The following is a 21,470-nucleotide window of genomic DNA, read 5'->3' as shown; positions in this document are numbered from 1 at the left end:
TCCATACAGTTATTCGATATAATTCCGCTGGGTGAAGTATGAAAAAACATTGATTTTCAGGAAAGTCTTGAAAATTGGCGGATTTTTGGTTTAATGTTTCTTTCCAGTGAAACGCGGGCTGTCGGTCTGCGTCTAAATACTGATAAATACTATTAAAACAGGAGTTTATAAAATTGATAAAGCTACTGTCAGGAAATGAGGCGTTTGCCCGCGGCGCATGGGAAGCCGGCGTAACCGTTGCTTCGGCGTATCCGGGAACACCCTCTACTGAAATTCTCGAAGCGGTCGTAAACTACAAACAGGACATCTACTGCGAATGGGCACCGAACGAAAAGGTCGCTTTCGAGGTCGGTGCCGCTGCCGCGATGGCCGGCGCCCGCTCGATAGTTACCATGAAGCACGTTGGGCTCAACGTCGCCGCTGACCCGCTGATGACGCTGGCATATCTGGGCGTAAAAGGGGGATTTGTTGCTATCGTTGCCGATGACCCGGGAATGCACTCCTCTCAGAACGAGCAGGATACACGTAACTACGCTAAATTCGCCAAGATACCGATTTTCGAGCCGTCCAGCAGCCAGGAAGCCAAAGACGTTATCGTTTATGCGATGGATATTTCCGAGAAATACGAGACACCCGTAATCGTCCGCAGCACAACCCGTGTGAGCCATTCGAGGAGCCTCGTGGAATGCCGCGATCGCAGAGAGCCCAATGAGGTCGGCTTTGAAAAAGACCCGCCGCGATGGGTGCCGGTTCCGCTGTGGGCCCGCCCGATGCGTGTCAAGGTCGAAGAGCGGCTCCAGAAACTTCGCCAGGCGGCCTCTGCCAGCGAATGGAACCGAATCGAAATGCGTGATACAAAACTGGGCATCATCGCCGCGGGTATCACCTACCAGTACGTCCGTGAGGTCTGGCCCGAAGCATCCGTGCTTAAGCTGACATTCTCGTATCCGTTCCCAGATGAGCTAATCAGAGAATTCGCCGCCAAGGTGGATAACATACTCGTTGTAGAGGAGTTAGATGATCTTCTCGAACAGCATATACTTGCCATGGGCATTGACTGCCTCGGCCGCGATTTTGTGCCGGGCATCGGCGAGCTCTCGCCGACACGGCTTGCGGCTGTGCGTGCGGCATACGAAGAGGGAAAGCCTGCTCAAAATAAATTTGAGCCGGATACTGACCTGCCCGGCAGGCCTCCGGTATTGTGTGCCGGCTGTCCGCACCGCGGCGTTTTCTACGCTTTGGCACGCGAAAAGGCCGTCGTTACAGGCGATATCGGCTGTTACAGCCTGGGCACCTTCAAACCGCTCAACGCACTGGATATTATCCTTTGTATGGGCGGGGGCATCTCAATGGCTCACGGCATCGACAAGGCAAAAAACCCCAAGCCGGTCGTGGGTATTGTGGGCGATTCCACTTTCTTCCATTCCGGTATAACCGGTTTACTGAACATTGGTTACAACAAGGGCAACTCTACTCTAATCGTAGCTGACAACCGCACTACCGCAATGACCGGCCATCAGGACCACCCCGGAACCGGCAAGACGCTGATGGGTGAGCCGACAACCGAGGCATCTATCGCCGAGTTCGGCAAGGCCTGCGGAATCAAGAGGATACGCGAGCTGAACCCGTATGACCTGCCCGAGGCTATGAAGATCGTCAAAGAAGAGATCGCGGCGGATGAGCCCTCGCTGATCATCTCCAAGGGCCCGTGCGTGCTCAAGGAAAAACTCGCTATCGGCGGTATCCACGAGGTTATCGAGGAGAACTGCAAAGAGTGCGGCATGTGCCTCAAGCTCGGCTGTCCCGCTATCGAGGGCGGCAGCGGCAAGCCAAAGGTAAACCCGCTGCTGTGTGTCGGCTGCAATATGTGCGGCCAGGTCTGTAAATTCAACGCGATAGTCTCAAAGGAGGACAGCTGATATGAGCGAAAATAAGACAACAAGTGTAGTTCTGTGCGGCGTAGGCGGACAGGGAATCCTGCTGGCAAGCGAGATCGTTGCCCAGGCTGCCCGCATCGCCGGATATGACGTAAAGACAAACGAAGTGCACGGCATGGCACAGCGGGGCGGCTCGGTTATCGCCCAGATACGCTACGGCAAAGAGGTTTACAGTCCTATCGTGCAGGAAGGAACCGCCGCGGTCGTGGGAGCCCTGGAAAATATCGAGGCACTGCGGTATGCCCAGTACCTCGCCCCTGACGGGCTGGTAGTGGTTAACTCCCAGATGATGGTGCCGGTTACGGTTTCGATGGGCGTTGCCGCGTATCCAAAGGATGCCCAGGAGCGGCTCAAAGCAAAGTTCCCCAATCTGGTGTACTTCGACGCGGGCAAAATCGCAGTGGAGCTTGGAAACGTAAAATGCGCAAACGTCGTAACACTCGGGGCCGTCTCAAAGGCGCTAGACCTGCCAGACGCAGCCTGGAAAGAGGCGATAGAAATCTCCGTAAAGCCAAAATTCCTGGCGCTTAACCTCAAGGCATTCCAGGCCGGACGAGACTACAAATAAACAAAACAATACTCCAAACGGGATTTTCAGCCAGAACTGGAAATCCCGTTTTTTCAGAAAATTTTATTGAATTTTAACTTTTATCTATTTATAATATTATTAGGTTTTTATTTGGTTATGAAAATGCGTGTATCTAATTTCTAAGTAATCACATTCATTATGGAGTTATACAATGAATAAGCCAAAGTTACTGGAGCGATCTCAGTATTTGAACAATTTATTTGAAGGCGATTGCTTGGATATAATGACGTATTTGCCAGACAACTCTGTTGATATGGTGCTATGTGACTTACCTTATGGAACTACCCAGAATAAATGGGACTCAGTTATCCCGTTAAATAAACTATGGGAGCAATATCATAGAATTGTTAAACCTGACGGTGCAATAATACTAACCTCTCAAGGAGTTTTCACAGCTAAACTTATAATAAGTAATGAAAAATTTTTCAAATATAAATTTGTATGGGAAAAATCAAAACCTACAAACTTTTTAAACGCAAAAAAACAACCTCTAAGAAAGCATGAAGATATTTGTGTTTTTTATCGTAAGCAGCCAGTTTACAATCCTCAGATGAGACCGGGAATACCGTATTCAAAGGGGGTTAGGAAAAACCAATTTACTGGCAGCTATGGGAGATTTCAACCTTCTTTAGTAGAGAGCAAAAACGGATTGAGATATCCAACTGATATAATCTATCATAAGACACCAGAAAGCGAAGAAGAGGTAAAGGTTTGGCACCCCACCCAAAAACCAGTTGGTCTAGGACGTGAACTTATTCGGACTTTTACGAATGAAGGGGATGTTGTTTTAGATAACACCTTTGGGGCGGGAAGTTTTCTTGTTTCTGCACTATTGGAAAACAGGAATTTTATCGGCATAGAAAAAAATCAGGATTCAAGGCTTTTTAAGGATGAATACATAAATCTTATACAAGTTGCAAAAGAGCGTTTAAGAAGAGCCTACTTCTCTGCTCCAGAAATGATGTTTTCAACAAAAATTGCACGTACAGGATATATAAAGGAGCTGATTACCGATGTCAACCGCAAAGCTTCGATATAATGAACGTTCTTGGGCGATTGATCTTATTTCACATATTAATAGCCTTTTGCCAAAAGTTAACTTATCAATAAAGCGGGCATCTGGTGAAAACACACTTAAAACGGGGAAAAATCTGCTTTTCCCGGATGTTTTATTGTATTCCAGCAAGTCACATGGACATGTTCTTCAGGGATGGGAGCTGAAGATGCCCGATACTCCTATCGATGATACTGAGCTAATAGGTAATGCAAAGAAAAAAGCTATTGCGTTACAATTGAACAGCTATGTTGTATGGAATGTTAAGACGGCAAATCTGTACATCTTAAATGAAGTAAGTAACGAATACGAGCTCTACCCTGAGCCTCTCTATCATAATGGGGCTATCAGCACAAGAAACGATGTTAGTAATAAGCCAGACTTGTGGAAGAATGCTGCATATGATATTTTAGCAAAAATAGACCGTCTCTTTGAAGGAGGGCGTATATCGGGCGTTGCTCCGGGTGTCATGTTTTCTAATGACGGCATAATCAATCAATTGCTTTCGTGTCATGCCGAAGTGAAATTGTTTATAGAAAATGAGATACAACGAGATAGTGCCATTGATGCTAAAGTTGATGTGTGGTGGAGGCAAGTGAAGCATCAGTATCCTGGTGAAGATTCACCGGCAAGCCCACTGGCTTACCATGTTTTGCTACGGTGGTTTAACCGATTTGTTTTTTCAAACATATTAAAAGCATATACGTCAGCAGTGAAAGATGTAGAAAGAATACAGCATGAAACAACAGTCCATGATGCTTTAAAGGTTTTCTCTGAAATATCAAACAAGAGCAACTATTCAAATATTTTCCAAAAAACTGATTTTGATACCCTGGTTCCTGATGAAGTTTGGAGCACTCTTGTTGGATTTAATCATTTTTTAAGAGAATTTGAGTTTGCTAAGATAGACAAAAAAGTTCTTCATAGTATTCTTCATTGTGCTGTATTATCTTCAATAAAAAAAGGGGCTGGGCTATATGTTACACCGGAACCACTCGCGCATTTTTTGGTACGTCTCACGTTATCAGATAAATCTGCTGTGGTCATTGACCCTTTTTGTGGAACCGGTACTATTTTAAATGCGATATTGTCAACAAAATCAGATTATCATATTACTGGTAGAGAAGCATTTAAACAGACATGGGGGGCTGATAAATTTGCTTTTCCGGTTCAGATCTCAACGTTAGCTATGTTGGCTCCGGAAGCAATGAACGAAATTTTACAAATTTTTACTCACGATGTTTTTGATTTACATTCTGGTAAAGAAATTGACTTTATTGATCCGTCAACAGGAAATAACATAAAACGTCATTTACCTAAATTTTCAGCTATTATTTCAAACTTACCTTTTGTTAGATTTGAGGATATAAAGAAACTGAACCTGTCTGCAAAAATAAAAATAAAAGAATTTTATGACAAATATAACATACCGACAGCAGAGCAACTTGATGGAAGGAGTGACCTGTTAGCATATATTCCTTTTAAGGTTTATGATTTATTAGATGATGGCGGGTATTTAGGGGTAGTTGTATCAAATTCTTGGCTTCCTGCTACGGGGTGGGGGCAGAAATTTCGTGATTTATTACGAAAATTCTACACTGTTAAATATGTAGTAACCTCAGGAAGCGGCAAATGGTTCGACAACGCTGATGTCGTCGCAAACCTACTTATATGTCAGAAAAAGAATATGGAGGATGAATGTTGTGAAACTTCGTTTGTAACGACTTTATGTTCTATTGAAGATTGCGAGTTAGATGATTTAAAATTATTGGTTTCAGAAATTCTGATTGATCAGCCTTCTGACTATTTGAGTGTTAATAAACCGTCCGTTACGGAAGTTGATCAGCTTCGCTGTTGTAATATTGGTTGGAACTTTTGCTTTTCGGAAGAGAATTTCAAGTGGTTTTTACCTAATATAGACAAGTTTGAAAAACTCAGCTTTTATTGTAAAATATCAAGAGGTAATCGTACGGGCTGGAACAAACTGTTTTATCCTCGAGAAAATGAATGTTATAATATTGAAACTGAATTTCTAAAACCATTCATAAAGGATATCCGAACGTGTAAAAAGTTAGTTGTTTCCTCAAGCCAACAAGTTTTTTGTTGCTCAATGACAGAAGATGAGTTGGCCGATGTGAATAAACAAGGTGCAATTAGATGGATTAATCGCTTTAAGGATCAGACTACTATTGTAAAAGGGAAAAGAATAACGATTCCTGAAAAATTACTCATAGAAAATCCAAATCTTTCGTGGTATGAAATAGATACATCTAAATTGGCTGACTTTATTATTTCGATGAGTCCTGATAGCCGTTTGTTTGTCCCCAAGCCAAACGAGCCAGCTTTTGTTGATCAGCGGCTAATTTCCTTGACAGTAACAAATGAAAGCGTTAACGAGTCTTTATTGCATGCTTTGCTTAATAGTATATATGTTATTGGCTTAATTGAAGCGATAGGTTTTGGACGGGGTTTAGGTGTCCTTGATATTAATACTAGAAATATTAGGGCTGGTTTGCATGTTCCCAAAATAGAACTAATATCAAAAGACGCAGAAGATAGTATTAAAATTTCTTTTGCAAAGCTGAAGTTGCGTGAAGTAAAGCCTATTCTGGAAGAATTAAGGGATCCTATTAGAGTTGAATTTGATACGGTAGTAACTGAAGCTATAGGCTTATCTGAGACCGACCGATTGGCAGCCTATGATGGTTTAACAAAACTATATAATATCCGTAAATCTGTTGGTAGATAATTATGTATAAAGGCGTACTCAACGTAAAACCATTGGAAAACCATCATCTCTGCCTCACCTTTGAAGGCGGGGAAAAGCGGATTTTCGATGTTTCAAAGTATCTGGACCCGGAAACATTATATTCTGACAGTTTACCGGTGTAGAAAATTATGGACAAATGCCTGAGATGAAATGAATTATGAACCAGATAGACATCATAGACGTTCTATACGGTTAAAGGGGTATGATTATAGCCGGTATGGAGCGTATTTTGTCACAAACACCGAAAACTGGCAAAATGACCGGCTATACAAGGAATAATTATTCCCGAATTTTCAAAATTATAAGTTTTTTCTTGAAATATCTTATAATTAAATTATTATATAAGTAATAAAATAAGACATGAATAAGGTAAACTGGACATTAAAAGCACTCAAGCAGCTTCGGAAACTGCCGCGAAAACAACAGGTTACTATTGTTGAAAAGGTTGGCGGATTAGCCGGTATGCCTGATTGCGTTAATGTCAAGTCCTTAACCGGCTGCCAAGGCCAGTATCGTCTGCGTGTTGGCCGCTATCGAGTTATCTTTTCGTGGCAGCAGGAAATTAAGATCGTTACAATCGAGAAAGTAGGCAAAAGAGATGAGCGTACTTATTAAAAAAAATGTTCAGATTATCGAGAGGAACGGCAAACCGGAATACGCTGTTCTTCCTTATGATGATTATATTGCACTTACCGGTTACGATAACGGACAGACGGTTCCTCATGAGGTAGTCGAGATGATGGTTGTGGATGATATGTCTATCATCAAGGCCTGGAGAAAATACCTTGGCCTCACTCAGAAAAACGTGGCAGCCAAAGCAGGTATTTCTCAATCTGCCCTGGCACAGATCGAGAGAGCCGGCCAGAATCCTCACCGCAATACACTGGTCAAACTTGCCAAAGCAATGAATTTACAGCTTGAACAGTTAGACTTAGAAGAGAATTAGTCTTTATTAGTGCTTGTATAGAACAAACAGTTTCGACAACGTCTGACCTGTTACTAATTGGAGATATACATGGAAAACAGCTTTTTTGATGTTCGGCTCGAGACCTTGAGCCAGGATGAGATTAAAAATATTCAACTTACTAAGCTAAAACGCATGCTGGCTTATGTTTATGAGAATAATCCAGTTCAGCGCAAGCGGTTTAATGATGCCGGCATAGTTCCGGAAGATCTGGAAGGGCTCGAGGATTTGAGCTCGTTTCCGCTGATGGACAAGGCTACTCTGCGGGATAACTACCCGTTGGGGCTGAGCTGTGTTGAGCAGAAGTCCATGATCGAGATGCATATGTCCAGCGGCTCTACGGGTACGCCGGTTGTCATGCCCTACACGGAGAATGATCTGCGTCAGTGGGCCGAGTGTATGGCACGCTGTTACTGTATGGCCGGCGCGGAAAAGGGTGACCCGATCCAGATTACGCCCTCTTTCGGTCTGTTCAACGGCGGCTTCGGTATGTATCACGGGGCACGCGCCGCCGGCCTGTTTATCATCCCCACAGGTGCCGGCAACACCGAAAGGCAGATAAAGCTCGCCAGGGACTTCAAAACCCGCATATTCACCGGCGTTGTCAGCTATGGAATACGAATTATGGAGGTGCTTGCCGAGACGGGCCGGGATCTGCCGGACTTAGAGGTAGCGATATTCGGGGCTGAGATATTCTCCGACTCGCTCAAAGCCAAGATAAAAGGCGGGTTAAACGCTGAAATATACGATATTTACGGAATGACCGAGACCGGCGGCGTCGGCACGCTCGGCCAGGACTGCATTGACCACAGCGGCATACACGTCTGGGAGGATCACTATATAATAGAGGTTATAAACCCCGACACCGGTGAGCTTCTGCCTGACGGCGAGTTCGGCGAGCTGGTGGTAACCGCTCTGACCCGTGAGGCATTGCCTGTCATACGCCTTCGGACGGGCGATTTGACCAGGGTTTTAAGCCGCGGGAAATGCGCCTGCGGCAGGGCGCACACAAAGATTGAATCGGTTACCGGCCGCACAGATGATATGCTGATCGTAAAGGGCGTGAACTTCTGGCCCAAACAGGTCGAACAGGCACTGATGAAAATCCCCGGTGCCGGCGCGAATTACCAGATAATCCTCGAGGAGCACAACGGCGTGAAAGATGTCCGCGTAAATGTCGAGGTCGAGGAAGGCGTTACCGGCTTCATGGTCGAGAAAGCACTCAAAGAGGCACTCGGTTTCAGCCCAAAAGGTGATGTGTTCCCCTTAGGCGGCCTGCCCAGGCAGGCGGGTAAGGCAAAACGCGTGTTTCGTAAAGAAGACTGTAGAACTGTTCAATAAAGATTCTTTTTGCGTTAATCAAACTTTTATTATATTATCGTTTTCAGACTGATATAATGTAAGTATAAACGCGAGGGAGCTTATAAAATGGCTAACACCAATTTTAACACAGCTAATCAAACATTCCGCCAGCTATTAGGCAATGGTTTAACATATAAGGTTCCTTCTTTTCAGCGAGATTATTCATGGACCGCCGAAGAATGGGATGATCTATGGCAGGATATTGTCAGCCTGTTTGACGCAGACCCTGAACCAAGTCATTATATGGGTTATCTTGTGCTTCAATCAGATGACAGTAAAGATTTTGATATAATCGATGGTCAACAGCGTATAACAACATTGAGTATAATAGTTCTGGCTTCACTATCGATATTGAACGATTTGGCCGAGCAAAATCAAGATCCGGATAACAACAAAAGACGATTAGAGCAATTACGCAGTAACTATATTGGTTATCTTGACCCTGTGACTCTAATTCCACGTACAAAACTTAAGCTCAACAGGCACAATGATCAATTTTACCAGAATTACTTAGTCCCTCTGGAGCCGCTTCCTCAACGAGGCCTTAGATCCTCAGAACATCAACTTAGAAAATCATTTACCTGGTTCAAAGACAAAATAAAAGGCTTTGCTTCTGAAAACGGGCAGGAATTAGCGAAATTTATTGATTCTATAGTTGATAAATTGTTTTTCACAGTTATTACAGTAAGCGACGAACTTAACGCATTTAAAGTGTTTGAAACTTTGAATGCCAGAGGAGTGAGGCTTTCTTCTACTGATCTATTAAAGAACTATCTTTTCTCAGTCGTTAACAATGAGGGCTCTCATGAAAAAGAGTTAAAAAATCTTGAAGAACGCTGGGAAAGAATTGTGGGTACATTGGGAAGTGAGAGTTTTCCCGAATTTCTACGTGTTTTTTGGAACAGCCGCAGAAAACTCGTGCGTAAAACTGATCTTTTCAAAACAATCCGAAAAGAGATTCAAACCAAAGCATCCGCATTTGAGATTATAAGAGATCTGGATAGATACGCTAATATCTACGCTGCTATACGTGACCCGCACGATAACATGTGGTCAAGCAAGGAGCAGGAATGCCTCAAGCTGTTAAAAATGTTCTATGTGAAACAGCCCTTTGCTGTTTTACTTGCAGCTCACGTTAAATTTTCTCAGAGTGACTCCGATTCATTTACTAAGATACTAAGAGCTGTCACGATTATATCATTCAGATACAATGTGATATGCAACTTCCAGTCAAATGAACAGGAAAGAAATTATAATTCAATTGCAGTTGAGCTGACATCAGGAAAAATCCAAACGGCAAGCGAAGTGTTGAGCCGGCTTAAAGAGAATTATCCTGAAGATTCAAGATTCAAATCTTCTTTTATGGAAAAAGAGTTCAAAACAACAAATTCACGAAATAAGCAAGTTGTCAGATATATTCTGTTCGAACTCGAAAAACATTTAACCAGCCAGAAATTTGACAGAGAAAGTGATAAATACAATATAGAGCATATTCTGCCCGAAAACCCTGATGAATCCTGGGCAAGTCTTGACGAAAACCAACATTCCAGATATGTGTACCGTTTAGGAAACATGGCTCTAATGGAAACCGGACCAAACAGAGATATTGGGAATTGCAGTTTTGATGAAAAAATAACAAACTATCGTTCCAGCCAGTTCGGAATTACAAAAAAGATAGCAGAAGAATATTCGGAGTGGAACCCGGAAAAGATTGAAGCAAGACAAAAATGGATGGCACGTCAGGCAACCTCTATTTGGAGAATAAGTTTTTAAATATTCCTTTTTTTCTCGTCGGATTTTAGGCGGTCTGCCCAGGCAGGCGGGTAAGGCAAAACGCGTGTTCAGCTCCGATGAGATAAAAGCATAAACATATCGGGAATCTGTTTGTCTTTTCCGCGGCGGCCTTAGAAGCTGTATCTAATGGCGGTATAAATGCTGGTGTTATCCTCAAACTGGCCGAAGAAAGTATGCTGTGAGTTTCCAAAAAACACATTGGCACCGATTTCGGCGGCGAGGTTATCTGTGAATTTGTAATGAATGTTTGGCCGCAGATAGGCATCTTCATCGGTTGGCGAGTAAAAGGTAAACATTGATAGCGTAAGATTCTGGTTCATCAGCAGCTTAGTAAGCCGCAGCGTAACCACCTGGCGGAACTCATCCCGTTTTGTCGCTGCCGCGGCGGGCGGAAGATACCTCCGGTAGTCGTCGTATTCGAGCAGCTGCTCTATGTAATACTGCACTCCTGCGTTGAAGTCGCGGGCTATCTCCTGTGAATAACCGAGGAGATACCGCATCTCGGAGTTATTCACGAGCGGATCATTGCCGCCTGTGTCATCGGCTGAGCGGTAGTAGGCAATCTCCGCGTTTGCGATACCCTCTCCGAGCTGCCCGCGAACGCTGGCACCGTACACATCCAGCCTTGGGAAATACGCCCTGCCGGCGGGAGTCTGGCCGCCGGGGCTTTTCCAGTATCCCCAGTAGCCGTACAGAGCCAGCTCGTAGTTGTTGATATTGCGGTAAAGGCGTGCGGCGATTTCGTCATCGGTAAACCAGCTTTCCCGCTCATCTGCGCGGACGATGGCATCTCTGCCGGCAGTGCGGCCCAGTCCGCCGTTCCAGTAAGATATATAGTCGCCGGTTATGTAGTTGTCCGAATCGAATTTCGGCGTATATACCAGGTCAAGATTGGCGATATCGCTAAAGAAGCTGAATTTTGCCGCGTCCGAGGGGGCCTTGAGGTACTCTGTGTCGCGGCCGATCATGAATGACTGCCAGTCTTTTGGGAATAAATCGTTCAAAAAGAGCAAATCGCCGGTACCCCAGGTGAGAACCTGCCGGCCGAGCTTGACATCAAGAAAGTCCAGCGGGCGGGTAAAGAACCACAGCTCGCGTGTCTGGTATTTGCCCTGTTCGGTAACGCCGTCGCCCCAGAAATCGCCTTTATATTTAAAGTCGCCCCAGTCGTTGTATGTAAAGATATCCAGCTGAAGCCGGGTATCCATGACGGATATATCCTTTTCGTACAAATCGTTCTGTGTGCGGTAGCCGCCGCGGCCTTCAATGAAGCCGTGAACCTGTGGCTTGCCGAAGAACTCGGGCAGCTCGAAGGGGTCAGTGTTATCAGCAGCAAAAACCGCGGCAGAAAGAACAAAGCCTGCCAGAATAATCAACTTCTTGAAATTCATATATGTCTCCCTGTAAGTAAGTCCGAATTATTATCGCATTGCTTCTCTCGGCGGGCGGCGGAGGTAGCGTTCGGTGAAGATGCTCTCCTTGAGGCCGATATTGTACTCAACGTTTGAGAACTTCATTCTCGTAGTGCTTCCGCTTTTGAGATCTTTTACGAGTGATTCTGTGGATGTCGGGTATTCAACCTCTTTGTCGTCTTTTTTGGATTTTATCATTTCAACCTTGAGAGCTTCTATTGTACGGTAAAGCTCGCCGGACTTATCATAAAACTCCATCTTGACCGGCAGAAAAGTTTTCTTGTCGATTATGGTGTTGTAGTAGCTGAACTCCACCATGTCGGGCTTTTTCGGAGTGTTTTTCACTACATAGCCATCCTCGGTTGTTTTGGTAAGCTCATGTTTGTCCGCCTCGAGGCTTCTGCCCGATACGTCTTCGTAGAGATAATCCGAGCCCACAAAGCTGGTACGTTTATCGCTTGCCGCGATGCGCTTAACCAGATCGAGGCTTGGCAGGTACATCCAGCGGTCGTCGTCCTGGTCAAGCTCTGCATTTTTATGCACGAGATACACCATCTTGCGGACGTCGGAGGGGGCCTGGAAATATACGAAATACTTCTGGTCGCCGTCGCCTCCTCCTGCGTTCATGCGGAGAATGTTGAAGCGGCGGTTTCTCTCGCGTCCCTGCTTGTCGGTGATAGTCATCTCTACCGTGCTCTTGCCGTCATCGCCGAGGTAGTAAGCCGCGTGGTTGGCTTTTTCAACAATCTGTTCAACTGTAAGCTCATCATTTGCCTCGGCAATACTAAAAACCGCAAAGGCGGCAAATAAAAGTGTCAGTAAGGTAAGTTTATTTTTCATTGTAATCCTCACTTTCGATGTTTTTTTAATTTTCATCGTTCTGATTTTCATTTTCTATTATTTTACACGATTCCCGTCGAGAAATCAAATTACAAATTATAATTAGAACCGGCACCGCGGGCAGGCTGATCCATGTAAGCCGCGTTGCTCCGATCTGCCAGTACTGGTGCAGATTCAGAGCGATCAGCAATGTTACCGATATGGAGATAACCATGCAGAACCCGCACTTGCATCCTGCCGGTTTTTTCTGCTCGAGCCCTCTAAAGAACATCTTCGATGCAATTGTTATCAGCGAGGGCAGAGCCAGCAGGGTGATGATTCCCGATACCGCCATAATTGCGCAGAGAAAGATGCCAACCGTTTTGTACGGTACAAGCGGCGCCGCCAGCAGCGGCAGAAAACCGATAGCAATAACCAGCACGTTTCTGCTGATTGCCCTTGCCGGCTCGCCGAACATCTCCGGCGCGGCGTCTTTCCAGTTTCCATGTTTCTGAAAAGCCGCCCGGCTGCGTTCGAGGAAGTGTATCGCAAAATCCACCGCCATACCCAGGGTCAATGCGCTGAGCACTGCTACGGGCATATCATAATCCTTGCCGATGAACCCGATCATGCCGTAGATCGCGGCGATGGTGATCGTCAGCGGAACCATGCACAGCAGCCCCCACAGAGGCGAGCCGAAGAGCATTGACATCATTATAAAGACGACAAGGAAACTGCCCAAAAATGACTGGAGCATACCGAAAACCATTTTTTCCTGCCACACAATATTGATGTATGTAAGGCCTGCCCATTTGTGAGCCAGCTCTACCGGCGGGGTGTTCTCTCTGAAGTATTTATCCACCTCGGCGACTGCGCGTTCCATGTCCTTATTGTCGCCGCTGGTGAGCTGGAACCACATTACAGACTCGGTGTAGTCCGGAGTAACGAAGTGCCACAGGTCGCCGGGGCGGTGGCTCTGCTGATACTGGATAAGACATTCCGAGACCATAGCCTGCTCATCCGGTACCCGGTAGTTTTCTTCCGAGCCGTCGAGCAGTTCCTGGTGAACCTTTTTTACGACATCGGCAACTGAGCTGCTTTTGCCGATCAGGCCTTCTGATTCGAGATGCTGCTGAAGATTCTGCATGTACCGAAGCGTCTCGGGGTTCTTAAACGGTTCTGCCTTCTGCTGCTCAAGTCCGGTTGACCGGACAAAACTTGCCAGCTCATCCCAGGCATAAAACAGCTCGTCATCATCTGCGGGGATACGGCTTATCTTCTCATCTGCCATGTCAGCGAAAAGCTCAGCGCGTTTTCCGGCATCTGCCTCTGTGAGCTGTTTTGATTCAAGCAGGGCGGATATTTCATCGGCCGCCTGAATCGACTTTGGATAATCTTGTTTTATATTTTCAGCTTCTTCGCGGAGTGCTTTTATTTGCGATTGGGGGAACGCTCCGCCCTGTTGCTGCTGCTGGTCGGCGGAGAGTACCAGGTACGCCATGTAAGTTCCGCCGAAGTGCTCGTTGAGTGCGATATCCGCCTGACGTATTGGGTGGCTCTTTACAAACCACTTGACCGGATTGTCGTTGATCTGGATTTTTGTAATGCCCCAGACAGCCGCGACAACCAGTATTACCAGAATGACAGTAACCACTTTAGCGTATTTCCAGGTGACGCTGCCGGCTATCTTGAGCAGGCGCGTAAGCGGCGTCTGTTTTTCTTCGTGAACTGCCGCCATGCCGAAATTCTCAAGACGTTTCTCGGGAATCATCATTATATACGCCGGCACAAACATGATAGTGAACAGCCAGGCGATCATTATACCGATAGCGACAAACACGCCGAAGACCTGTACCGGCGGAATCGGTGTCAGCGCCAGCGAGAGAAAGCCCGCCGCGGAGGTCAGCGAGGTATAGAGCATCGGTGAGAAGAGGTCTTCCATAACCAGCTCTATGGATTTACGCCGTCCCTTTGACTTATCATAGACATCGAAGAATTCCGATAGAATGTGAACCGAATCAACAACGGCGATCGGCATTAAGAATATCGGAATCATTGAGCTCATTATATGGACCGGATAGCCAAAGCCTATCAGCAGTCCCATCGTGGAGATCACCGAGACCATTGCGATTATCATCGGCGAGATAATCAGAACCAGCTTGCGGAAAAAGAGCAGCATGAGAATAAAAATTGTCAGCATCGCCAGCGGTGCGGAGATCGCCATCTGTATGAACATCTCCACGCCGAATGTATCCTCAGCAACCGGCAGGCCGGTGATGTGGTAATCTTCGTTTTCGCTGCCGGGCATAGACGCGATCTTCTCGTTGAGTGCTTTGTAAACCCTGTAACTCAGGTGTTTATCTGTAAGCGGCAGAAATATCATTATTGCCCTGCCGTCTTCGGATACCATCGTCCCCTCGAACATGGGGTTGCTCATCGCTTTGTCGCGTATCTCGAGAGCCTGCTTCTGGTTCTGGGGCGGTGTTGGCATGAGCCATTCAAACTTTATCGTTCCCGGGCCGCCCTGTCCGATATGGTCAACCACTGATGGTGCAATCATATCCGCCTCGATAACTCCGGCGGTTTTGCCGGACTCTTCTTTGTCGGGCCAGCGCAGGGTTTTGGCAAACTCTGTCAGCTCATAAATACGCCCCAGCGTCTCGGGGTTAAACACACCGTGCTCGTGCTCTTCGTTTATCACGCCGACGATTACCATGTCGCTGAGATCAAATTTTTCTTTGGTCTTATTATGGAACACACGCACAGGCTCATCTTTACTGAGCATGTTTTCCGGATCGGTATCAACCTTTATCAAAGGAATAAAATCGCCGGTTATCACTGTAAAGAGTATCATCATTACAGTGATTCGCTTATAGTGTTCGACCGACCAGCGGGTTATTGTTGCCTTAAGATCTTTCATCTGTTTTCTCCATGACTTTACGCTGAGGTATTAAATGTGTAAAGTTTCTATATGACCGGTAAATCAGTTTTTCTTGCCGCTATGGCTGTGGACACAGTGCAGAAGTTTTATGACGTTTGGATTTTTGATGCTGTAAAAAACTTTTGCGCCTTCTCTCCGCCATTGCAGCACCTGTTTGTCTTTCATCAGACCCAGCTGCTGACTTGCGGCGGACTGGGGGATGCCGAGTTTTTCGACCACATCGCCGACGCACATCTCGCCGTGCTCGAGCAGCTCGACGATTTGCAGCCGAACCGGATGTCCCAGTGCCTTTAAAACTCCCGCTACATTTTGTGCCGTGTCATAATCCATTTTTTAAGTTTCCTGTTCGGTGTAATATAATGTTTATAAAAATCCCCGGTAGAGACGCAATGCTTGCGTCTCTAAGAGTTTTTGTGTCTTTTAAATTGTTTATCATTTGTATTGAGAGCCGCATTCAATGCGGCTCTACAGTGATGTATTTTAGGTTACTGTGCTGCTTTGAATTTTTCGAGGTTCTTTTTCAGCTCTTCGAGCATCATCGGGTCGGCATCTTTCATCTTTTTCGCAAGCTCAACGGCGGCAGTCTGCGTTTTTACCGCATCTTTTACTTCTCCGTTCTCAAACAGCGCAAGGGCATAGGTATCCATCGCGGCGGGTTCTTTGTTCTCTGTTAAGGTGTTTACCTTTTTAGCGATTTCAAGTGCCTTTTCCAGATCGCGGTTGTTCTCGGGAACCTGTGTCAGGATAATCCACGCCAGCTCGTTGAGTGCCTGCGGGTGCTCTGTCTCAATTATCTTATCCAGCGTCTTGCGGTGCTCCTTGTAGGGCTTGGCTTCCATGACCGCGCTGAAATACTCGTTGAACAGCTTGTTGATTTTTCTGTTCAGCGCTTCTGCCTCGGCTTTTTTCACGGCATATTCCTCGCCGTCAAACTCGCCGGCAGCCGCCAGCTCAAGGATGTAATCCATCTCGCCGCCGCCCGGGTGGCCGTACCACGCCACGTAGCCGTTCGAGTCAACGATAAATGCAGCGGGTATGCCGCTCTGGTTGTATGCCTCCATGTAGTTCTTAGAGGCAATGCCTTTGGGGTCGGATGCGATTGTGTAGTCCATCTCATCGCCCATCTCTTCCATGAACGGTTTTATAGTTTCCATACTTTCGTCGGATATTCCTATTATGGTTATGCCTTTGTCTTGGTATTTTTTCTGCAGCTTGGTCAGATGCGGTATCGAATGGCGGCACGGCCCGCACCAGGTCGCCCAGAACTCGACAACGTAAACCTTGCCCTTTTCAAACTGCTTAACCGGCTCGCCCTTAACCCATGTCAGGCCCTCAAGCGGTGCGGCTTTTTTCAAAGTAATCTTCTTTTCCTGCTGTTTTTCTGCCGTCTTTTCAGGTTTTGCATCGCCCGGGGCAGGTTCCTGTGCTGTTGAAACGCCCGCCGCCAAAAGTACCGCAAGCAAAGCTGTTATCGTAATCTTAAATCTGTTTTTCACTGTTACCTCACTGAATAAAAGTTATAATTCGGTTTTAACATTCAATTATTAGCATATAAATATATTAGAATATTTGAATATGTCAATCGCCGCAGAAGAAATTTTTTGATATATTTTATAAAACTCTCATTTTAAATTACTTACGAGGCAGTTATGGTTGAGGCTGTGAAGAAGTAAGATTCGTTTTATTCTCACGAATATAATCTTTTATGGCTTAAAAGATTGCAGTTTCAAGATTATCCATTCATTTATTTCTTTATTAAATAAACGGCATACGGAAATAATATAACCGCTCCATTACTGTCGCGGCTCTGACCGGGTTTTTCTTTGACCGCAGGTTCGATTTAATATATTATGTCAGCCATGAACAGCGAAAAACAAAGGTTTAATATTGCGGTAGATACCTCGGGCCGCGCAGGCTCGGCGGCGATCGGCGTCGGTGATGCGGTGCTTGAGGAAAAACCGTTTACTGATATGATGCGGCACGCGGCGGAGATTCTGCCGGTTATCGGCTCTCTGCTTGAAAAACACGGCGGCACGCCGGCGGATATCGAAGATGTATATGTTACCAGCGGGCCGGGCAGTTTTACCGGTCTGCGTATAGGTATCGCCATGGCCAAGATGATGGCTCTTGCCGCGAATGTCAGGATCGCCTCGGTAAGCTCGCTGGCGGTAACCGCACAAAACGCATTTGATTATATCAAGGCGGAAGGTCTTGATGTACAACGGGTTGCGGCGATTATAGATGCCAAACGCGGGCAGTTTTTCGTTGCGATATACCAGCGGCAGGCAGACGGCGGGTGGGTTAAGACGCTCGACGATACGATGATGCGGGCGCCCGAGCTGCTGGAGAAATACGCCGCGGGCGATAAAATGTGGGTGCTTGGCGAAGGGCTTAAGTACTACCGGGAAAAATTTGAGGCCGGCGGGCTGGGAATCCTGCCCGAATCAATCTGGTGCGGCAGCGCCTCGAACGTGTACAGGCTCTGCCGCGAAAAGGCAAATGCCGGCGGGTTCGACAATCCCGATGAGCTGCTGCCCTCATACCTTCGCCTCGCAGAGGCCGAGGAAAACTGGCTCAAAAAACAGCAGTCGTAAGATTACACACTTTGGTGTGATATCTTGAGATATAAACAGCTTACATAGGTGCCAAATGAAACCAAAATGTTTGTATTTGCTATTTTTATGCATTTGTAATTTTACGTTGGGGATGTCTTACATGCGAGGTAACAGTCTTCTTGTTGAGGCAGAGAGTTTTCAGGATTATGGCGGCTGGCAGCTCGATCAGCAGTTTGTAGATACTGTGGGCTCGCCCTATCTGCTGGCTCACGGGCTGGGCAGACCGGTCGAAAACGCCTCGACAGAGGTGGAATTCCCGTCAAGGGGAACATATATCCTGTGGGTTCGCACAACAAACTGGAAGCCCGGCGGCGGGCACGCTCCGGGCCGGTTCAGGGTGCTGATAAACTCCAGGCCGGCAGAAACGACGTTTGGCACGCTGGCCGGCTGGCAGTGGCATCACGGCGGAGCGGTGGAGATATCCGGGCCGTCTGTACGGATTGAGCTTGAGGACTTAAGCGGTTTTGACGGCCGCTGCGATGCGCTGTTTTTTACTAAGGATACAGACTTTACCCCTACCGCCGAGCTGAACAAGATGAAACTTTGGCGCGATAGTCTCGCCGGCCGCAACGGCGGCAAACCCGAGGATGAGCAAACTTTCGATGTCGTAGTTGTCGGCGGGGGGATTGCCGGCTGCGGCGCAGCTCTTGCAGCGGAAAAACAGGGATTGAGCGTAGCCCTGGTACATGACAGGCCGGTTCTCGGCGGCAATGCCAGTCATGAAGTCCGCGTGCATACGGAGGGGATCACCGGCAAGTCTGACGAAATCCTCAGCAGTATCAACACCGAGCACTGGCCCAACGGCTCGGCGGATTCGATAGCCGATAACAGCAAAAGACACGCCGCGTTCGAGGGCAAAGACAATATCAGCCTGTTCCTTGAGTGGCGGGCGTATGCCGTCAGGACAAACGGCGGGAAAATCGAAAGCGTGGACGCGGCACATACCGGCAGCGGCAAAAGGCAGCGTTTTTATGCTCCGGTGTTCATAGATTGTACCGGTGACGGGTGGATCGGATACTGGGCAGGTGCGGATTACCGCTACGGCAGGGAAAGCCGCGACGAATTTGATGAGGGCTGGCAGAAACATGGCGAATTGTGGTCGCCCGAGACGGCGGATAACAGAGTGATGGGTGCTTCTCTGCTGTGGTATTCACGCGATGCGGACAAGCCGTCGCAGTTTCCGCAGGTGAGCTGGGCTATGGAGACGGCCAGGGACCACGCCGCCCTTGAAGGAGGCTGGGAGTGGGAATATTCCAGCAACGACATGCACCAGGTTGATGACGCGGAGGCGATACGAGACCATATGCTCTGCGCGATTTACGGTTCATTCGCCAATGCCAAGAAACTGCCCGAAAACGCCAACATGGAACTTGCCTGGGTGGGTTATATACTCGGTAAACGTGAATCACGCCGTCTGATGGGTGATTATATCTATACGATGAGTGACATGATCGAGGGACGTGAGTTTACCGATACCGTCGCCGAGGAAACCCGCTCGGTTGACGTACATTATCAGAATCACCTGACCGGCTCAAAATATGATTTTCTTTCTACTGCTCTTTACAAAAAGCCGCCCAAATACTACCTGCCGTTCCGCTCTCTGTATTCGAGAAATATCAAGAACCTCATGATGGCGGGACGCTGTTTCAGCTGTTCACATATCGGGCTTGGCGGGCCGCGTGTTATGCATACTACCGGGCAGATGGGCGTTGCCGTCGGCTATGCCGCGAGCCTGTGCAAAAAATACCATACAACGCCGCGGGGCGTATATCTGGATCATATCGGCGAGCTTAGAGAGCTGATCGGTTACGAATAATCTATATTCCTTTTGTGAATTTGATTTCCTCGAATTCGTATCTGCTCTCGAACTGGCCGCGTATTTTGTCCAGGTCGCACAGTATTACCACGTCGAAGCGAGCGGGGTCGATATATTTGCCGGCGGCACGGTTGACCTCTTCCCGCGTGAGTTGCCGGTATCTTTCCAGTATTCCCGAAAGCTCATCGTATCCTCTGCCGGGATAATTCGCCTCATAACGCAGCAGCAGGTTTGCGATGTCTGCGGGCGATTCGAGACGCAGGGGTATCTCACCGATCTTGTGAGATTTCGCCGCGTTCAGTTCGGCGGTTGTTATGCCGTCCCGGCTGAGCGATTCGATCTGGCCGGTTATCTGTGAGTATGTCGCCGCGGCGGTTTCGTTTTGTGTAGAGGTGGTTATCGAGAGCAGCCCGAAATCTGGTGCATTCTGGTAGCTGCTCCACACGGCGTACGCTCTGCCGCCTTCACTGCGGACGGCTGACATCAGCCGTGATGAAAACCCGCCGCCGCCCAGCGTGTAGTCCAGCGTTGCAAACGCCCAGCGGTCATCGCTGCCGCTGCCGGGGGCAGGTGAGAGCATGTGTATCACCGCCTGTGTCATGCCGGGCTTGTCAACCAGCAGCAGCCTGCCGCGGTGCGTGAGCCCGGGCGGGGTGTGTCGGCGGCGTTGAATATTCCCGCTTTGCCGGCCGGCAAACCTTGTCTTTATCAGGCTTATCATCTTCTCTTTGTCATAATCGCCGATTATTATCAGCGTGCAGTTGTTCGGGCGGTAATATCGCTGCCAATAACTTTTTGCATCTGAAGCGCTTATGCCGCCAAGGCTTGCCGCGGTCGCGGGCCTGCCCAGCGGGTGGTTTTCGCCGAAGAGGAGCCGTCTGGCGTGTTTGGCGGCTATTGTGTGGTTATCCAGCATTTCATATTCGAGCATCGCCCGCTGCTCGCGCTTTACCCTGCGAATACCCTCTGAGGCAAACCGCGGCGTAAGGATAATATCCGCCAGAATGTTAAAGCCGGTGTCCGCGGCGGCAGTGAGTGCGTCAAGCTCGAGCGAGGTGTACGGCGCACGGACTGTGATATTAAACCTCGCTGCGATGGCGGAGAGCATATCCGCGGTTTCCTCGGCATTCATGGTTTCACAGCCCTGCAAGAGTGAGCGGGCGGTTATAACGGCTGTGCCTTCTTTGCCCTGCGGCTCATCAAGCGTGCCGGCATTAACCAGCATCCGAAACGAAACCGCAGGCTGCTCACGGTGCTCAAGAAGCATCACACGAAGCCCGTTATCCAGCGTGTACTGACTGCATTGGGGCAGCGACAGGGAATGATTATCCATGCCGAAACACAGCGGAACAGCCAGGAGCATCAATAGCCGCCATATTAGGGTACTAAGCCTGTTT

At 47.5% G+C, this 21,470-nt stretch carries 16 protein-coding genes and 1 pseudogene; 11 read left to right on the top strand and 6 right to left on the bottom strand.

The window, feature by feature from the left end; translation table 11 throughout:
* Positions 1-173: 173 nt before the first annotated feature.
* From iorA to SMSP2_RS11205, 9 genes and pseudogenes are all read left to right on the top strand, one after another.
* Positions 174-1,919, top strand: coding sequence for an indolepyruvate ferredoxin oxidoreductase subunit alpha (iorA, locus tag SMSP2_RS11245; protein WP_146684112.1), 1,746 nt, complete (start codon positions 174-176; stop codon positions 1,917-1,919).
* Position 1,920: 1 nt separating this feature from the next.
* Positions 1,921-2,505, top strand: a complete 585-nt coding sequence (locus SMSP2_RS11240) for an indolepyruvate oxidoreductase subunit beta (protein ID WP_146684111.1) — start codon at positions 1,921-1,923, stop codon at positions 2,503-2,505.
* Positions 2,506-2,677: 172 nt separating this feature from the next.
* A complete protein-coding gene (locus SMSP2_RS11235) occupies positions 2,678-3,565 on the top strand; it encodes a DNA-methyltransferase (protein WP_146684110.1) in 888 nt (295 codons plus the stop codon).
* Positions 3,540-6,329 (top strand): N-6 DNA methylase, encoded by a 2,790-nt coding sequence (locus SMSP2_RS11230; protein ID WP_146684109.1) that lies wholly within the window; start codon positions 3,540-3,542, stop codon positions 6,327-6,329. The genes SMSP2_RS11235 and SMSP2_RS11230 overlap by 26 nt, the downstream gene beginning before the upstream one ends.
* Positions 6,330-6,500: 171 nt before the next feature.
* Positions 6,501-6,587, top strand: a pseudogene (locus SMSP2_RS15300) (transposase); the annotation flags it as partial.
* Positions 6,588-6,710: 123 nt separating this feature from the next.
* Positions 6,711-6,965 (top strand): type II toxin-antitoxin system RelE family toxin, encoded by a 255-nt coding sequence (locus SMSP2_RS11220; RefSeq protein WP_146684108.1) that lies wholly within the window; start codon positions 6,711-6,713, stop codon positions 6,963-6,965.
* Positions 6,949-7,296: a helix-turn-helix domain-containing protein gene (locus SMSP2_RS11215; protein ID WP_146684107.1), complete on the top strand. Its 348-nt coding sequence runs from the start codon at positions 6,949-6,951 to the stop codon at positions 7,294-7,296. The genes SMSP2_RS11220 and SMSP2_RS11215 overlap by 17 nt, the downstream gene beginning before the upstream one ends.
* Positions 7,297-7,365: 69 nt before the next feature.
* Entirely contained in the window at positions 7,366-8,655 is a 1,290-nt protein-coding gene (locus SMSP2_RS11210; protein WP_146684104.1) for a phenylacetate--CoA ligase family protein, read from the top strand.
* An 87-nt stretch (positions 8,656-8,742) separates the two neighbouring features.
* Positions 8,743-10,449 (top strand): DUF262 domain-containing protein, encoded by a 1,707-nt coding sequence (locus tag SMSP2_RS11205; RefSeq protein WP_146684102.1) that lies wholly within the window; start codon positions 8,743-8,745, stop codon positions 10,447-10,449.
* Positions 10,450-10,580: 131 nt separating this feature from the next.
* Here the strand turns inward: SMSP2_RS11205 and SMSP2_RS11200 are convergent, their stop codons facing one another.
* The 5 genes from SMSP2_RS11200 to SMSP2_RS11180 form a co-directional block, all read right to left on the bottom strand.
* Positions 10,581-11,861 (bottom strand): hypothetical protein, encoded by a 1,281-nt coding sequence (locus tag SMSP2_RS11200; protein ID WP_146684101.1) that lies wholly within the window; start codon positions 11,859-11,861, stop codon positions 10,581-10,583.
* Positions 11,862-11,891: 30 nt separating this feature from the next.
* The gene (locus tag SMSP2_RS11195; protein WP_146684099.1) at positions 11,892-12,722 is read right to left on the bottom strand and encodes an outer membrane lipoprotein-sorting protein; all 831 of its coding nucleotides are present in this window, start codon (positions 12,720-12,722) and stop codon (positions 11,892-11,894) included.
* Positions 12,723-12,747: 25 nt separating this feature from the next.
* Positions 12,748-15,621: an efflux RND transporter permease subunit gene (locus SMSP2_RS11190; RefSeq protein ID WP_146684097.1), complete on the bottom strand. Its 2,874-nt coding sequence runs from the start codon at positions 15,619-15,621 to the stop codon at positions 12,748-12,750.
* Positions 15,622-15,684: 63 nt separating this feature from the next.
* Positions 15,685-15,972: an ArsR/SmtB family transcription factor gene (locus SMSP2_RS11185; protein ID WP_146684095.1), complete on the bottom strand. Its 288-nt coding sequence runs from the start codon at positions 15,970-15,972 to the stop codon at positions 15,685-15,687.
* A gap of 155 nt (positions 15,973-16,127) precedes the next feature.
* Positions 16,128-17,138 (bottom strand): TlpA disulfide reductase family protein, encoded by a 1,011-nt coding sequence (locus SMSP2_RS11180; RefSeq protein WP_146684093.1) that lies wholly within the window; start codon positions 17,136-17,138, stop codon positions 16,128-16,130.
* 354 nt (positions 17,139-17,492) lie between these two features.
* Between SMSP2_RS11180 and tsaB the strand changes: the two genes are divergently transcribed.
* Positions 17,493-18,236 carry a tRNA (adenosine(37)-N6)-threonylcarbamoyltransferase complex dimerization subunit type 1 TsaB gene (tsaB, locus tag SMSP2_RS11175; protein ID WP_146684091.1) on the top strand — a complete coding sequence of 248 codons (744 nt, stop codon included), beginning with the start codon at positions 17,493-17,495 and terminating at the stop codon, positions 18,234-18,236.
* Positions 18,237-18,357: 121 nt separating this feature from the next.
* On the top strand, positions 18,358-20,073 hold the full coding sequence (locus SMSP2_RS11170; RefSeq protein WP_222566338.1) for an FAD-dependent oxidoreductase: 1,716 nt from the start codon (positions 18,358-18,360) through the stop codon (positions 20,071-20,073).
* Between the two features lies 1 nt (position 20,074).
* On the opposite strand, the gene SMSP2_RS11165 is transcribed toward SMSP2_RS11170, so the two are convergent.
* Entirely contained in the window at positions 20,075-21,436 is a 1,362-nt protein-coding gene (locus tag SMSP2_RS11165) for a M16 family metallopeptidase (RefSeq protein ID WP_186804699.1), read from the bottom strand.
* Between the last annotated feature and the right edge of the window lie 34 nt (positions 21,437-21,470).

It is taken from the genome of Limihaloglobus sulfuriphilus (genome assembly GCF_001999965.1).
In the GTDB taxonomy this organism is placed as follows: Bacteria; Planctomycetota; Phycisphaerae; order Sedimentisphaerales; family Sedimentisphaeraceae; genus Limihaloglobus; species Limihaloglobus sulfuriphilus.
Note: the sequence above shows the minus strand (reverse complement) of the source record. Positions and strands in the feature narration are given on the sequence as shown.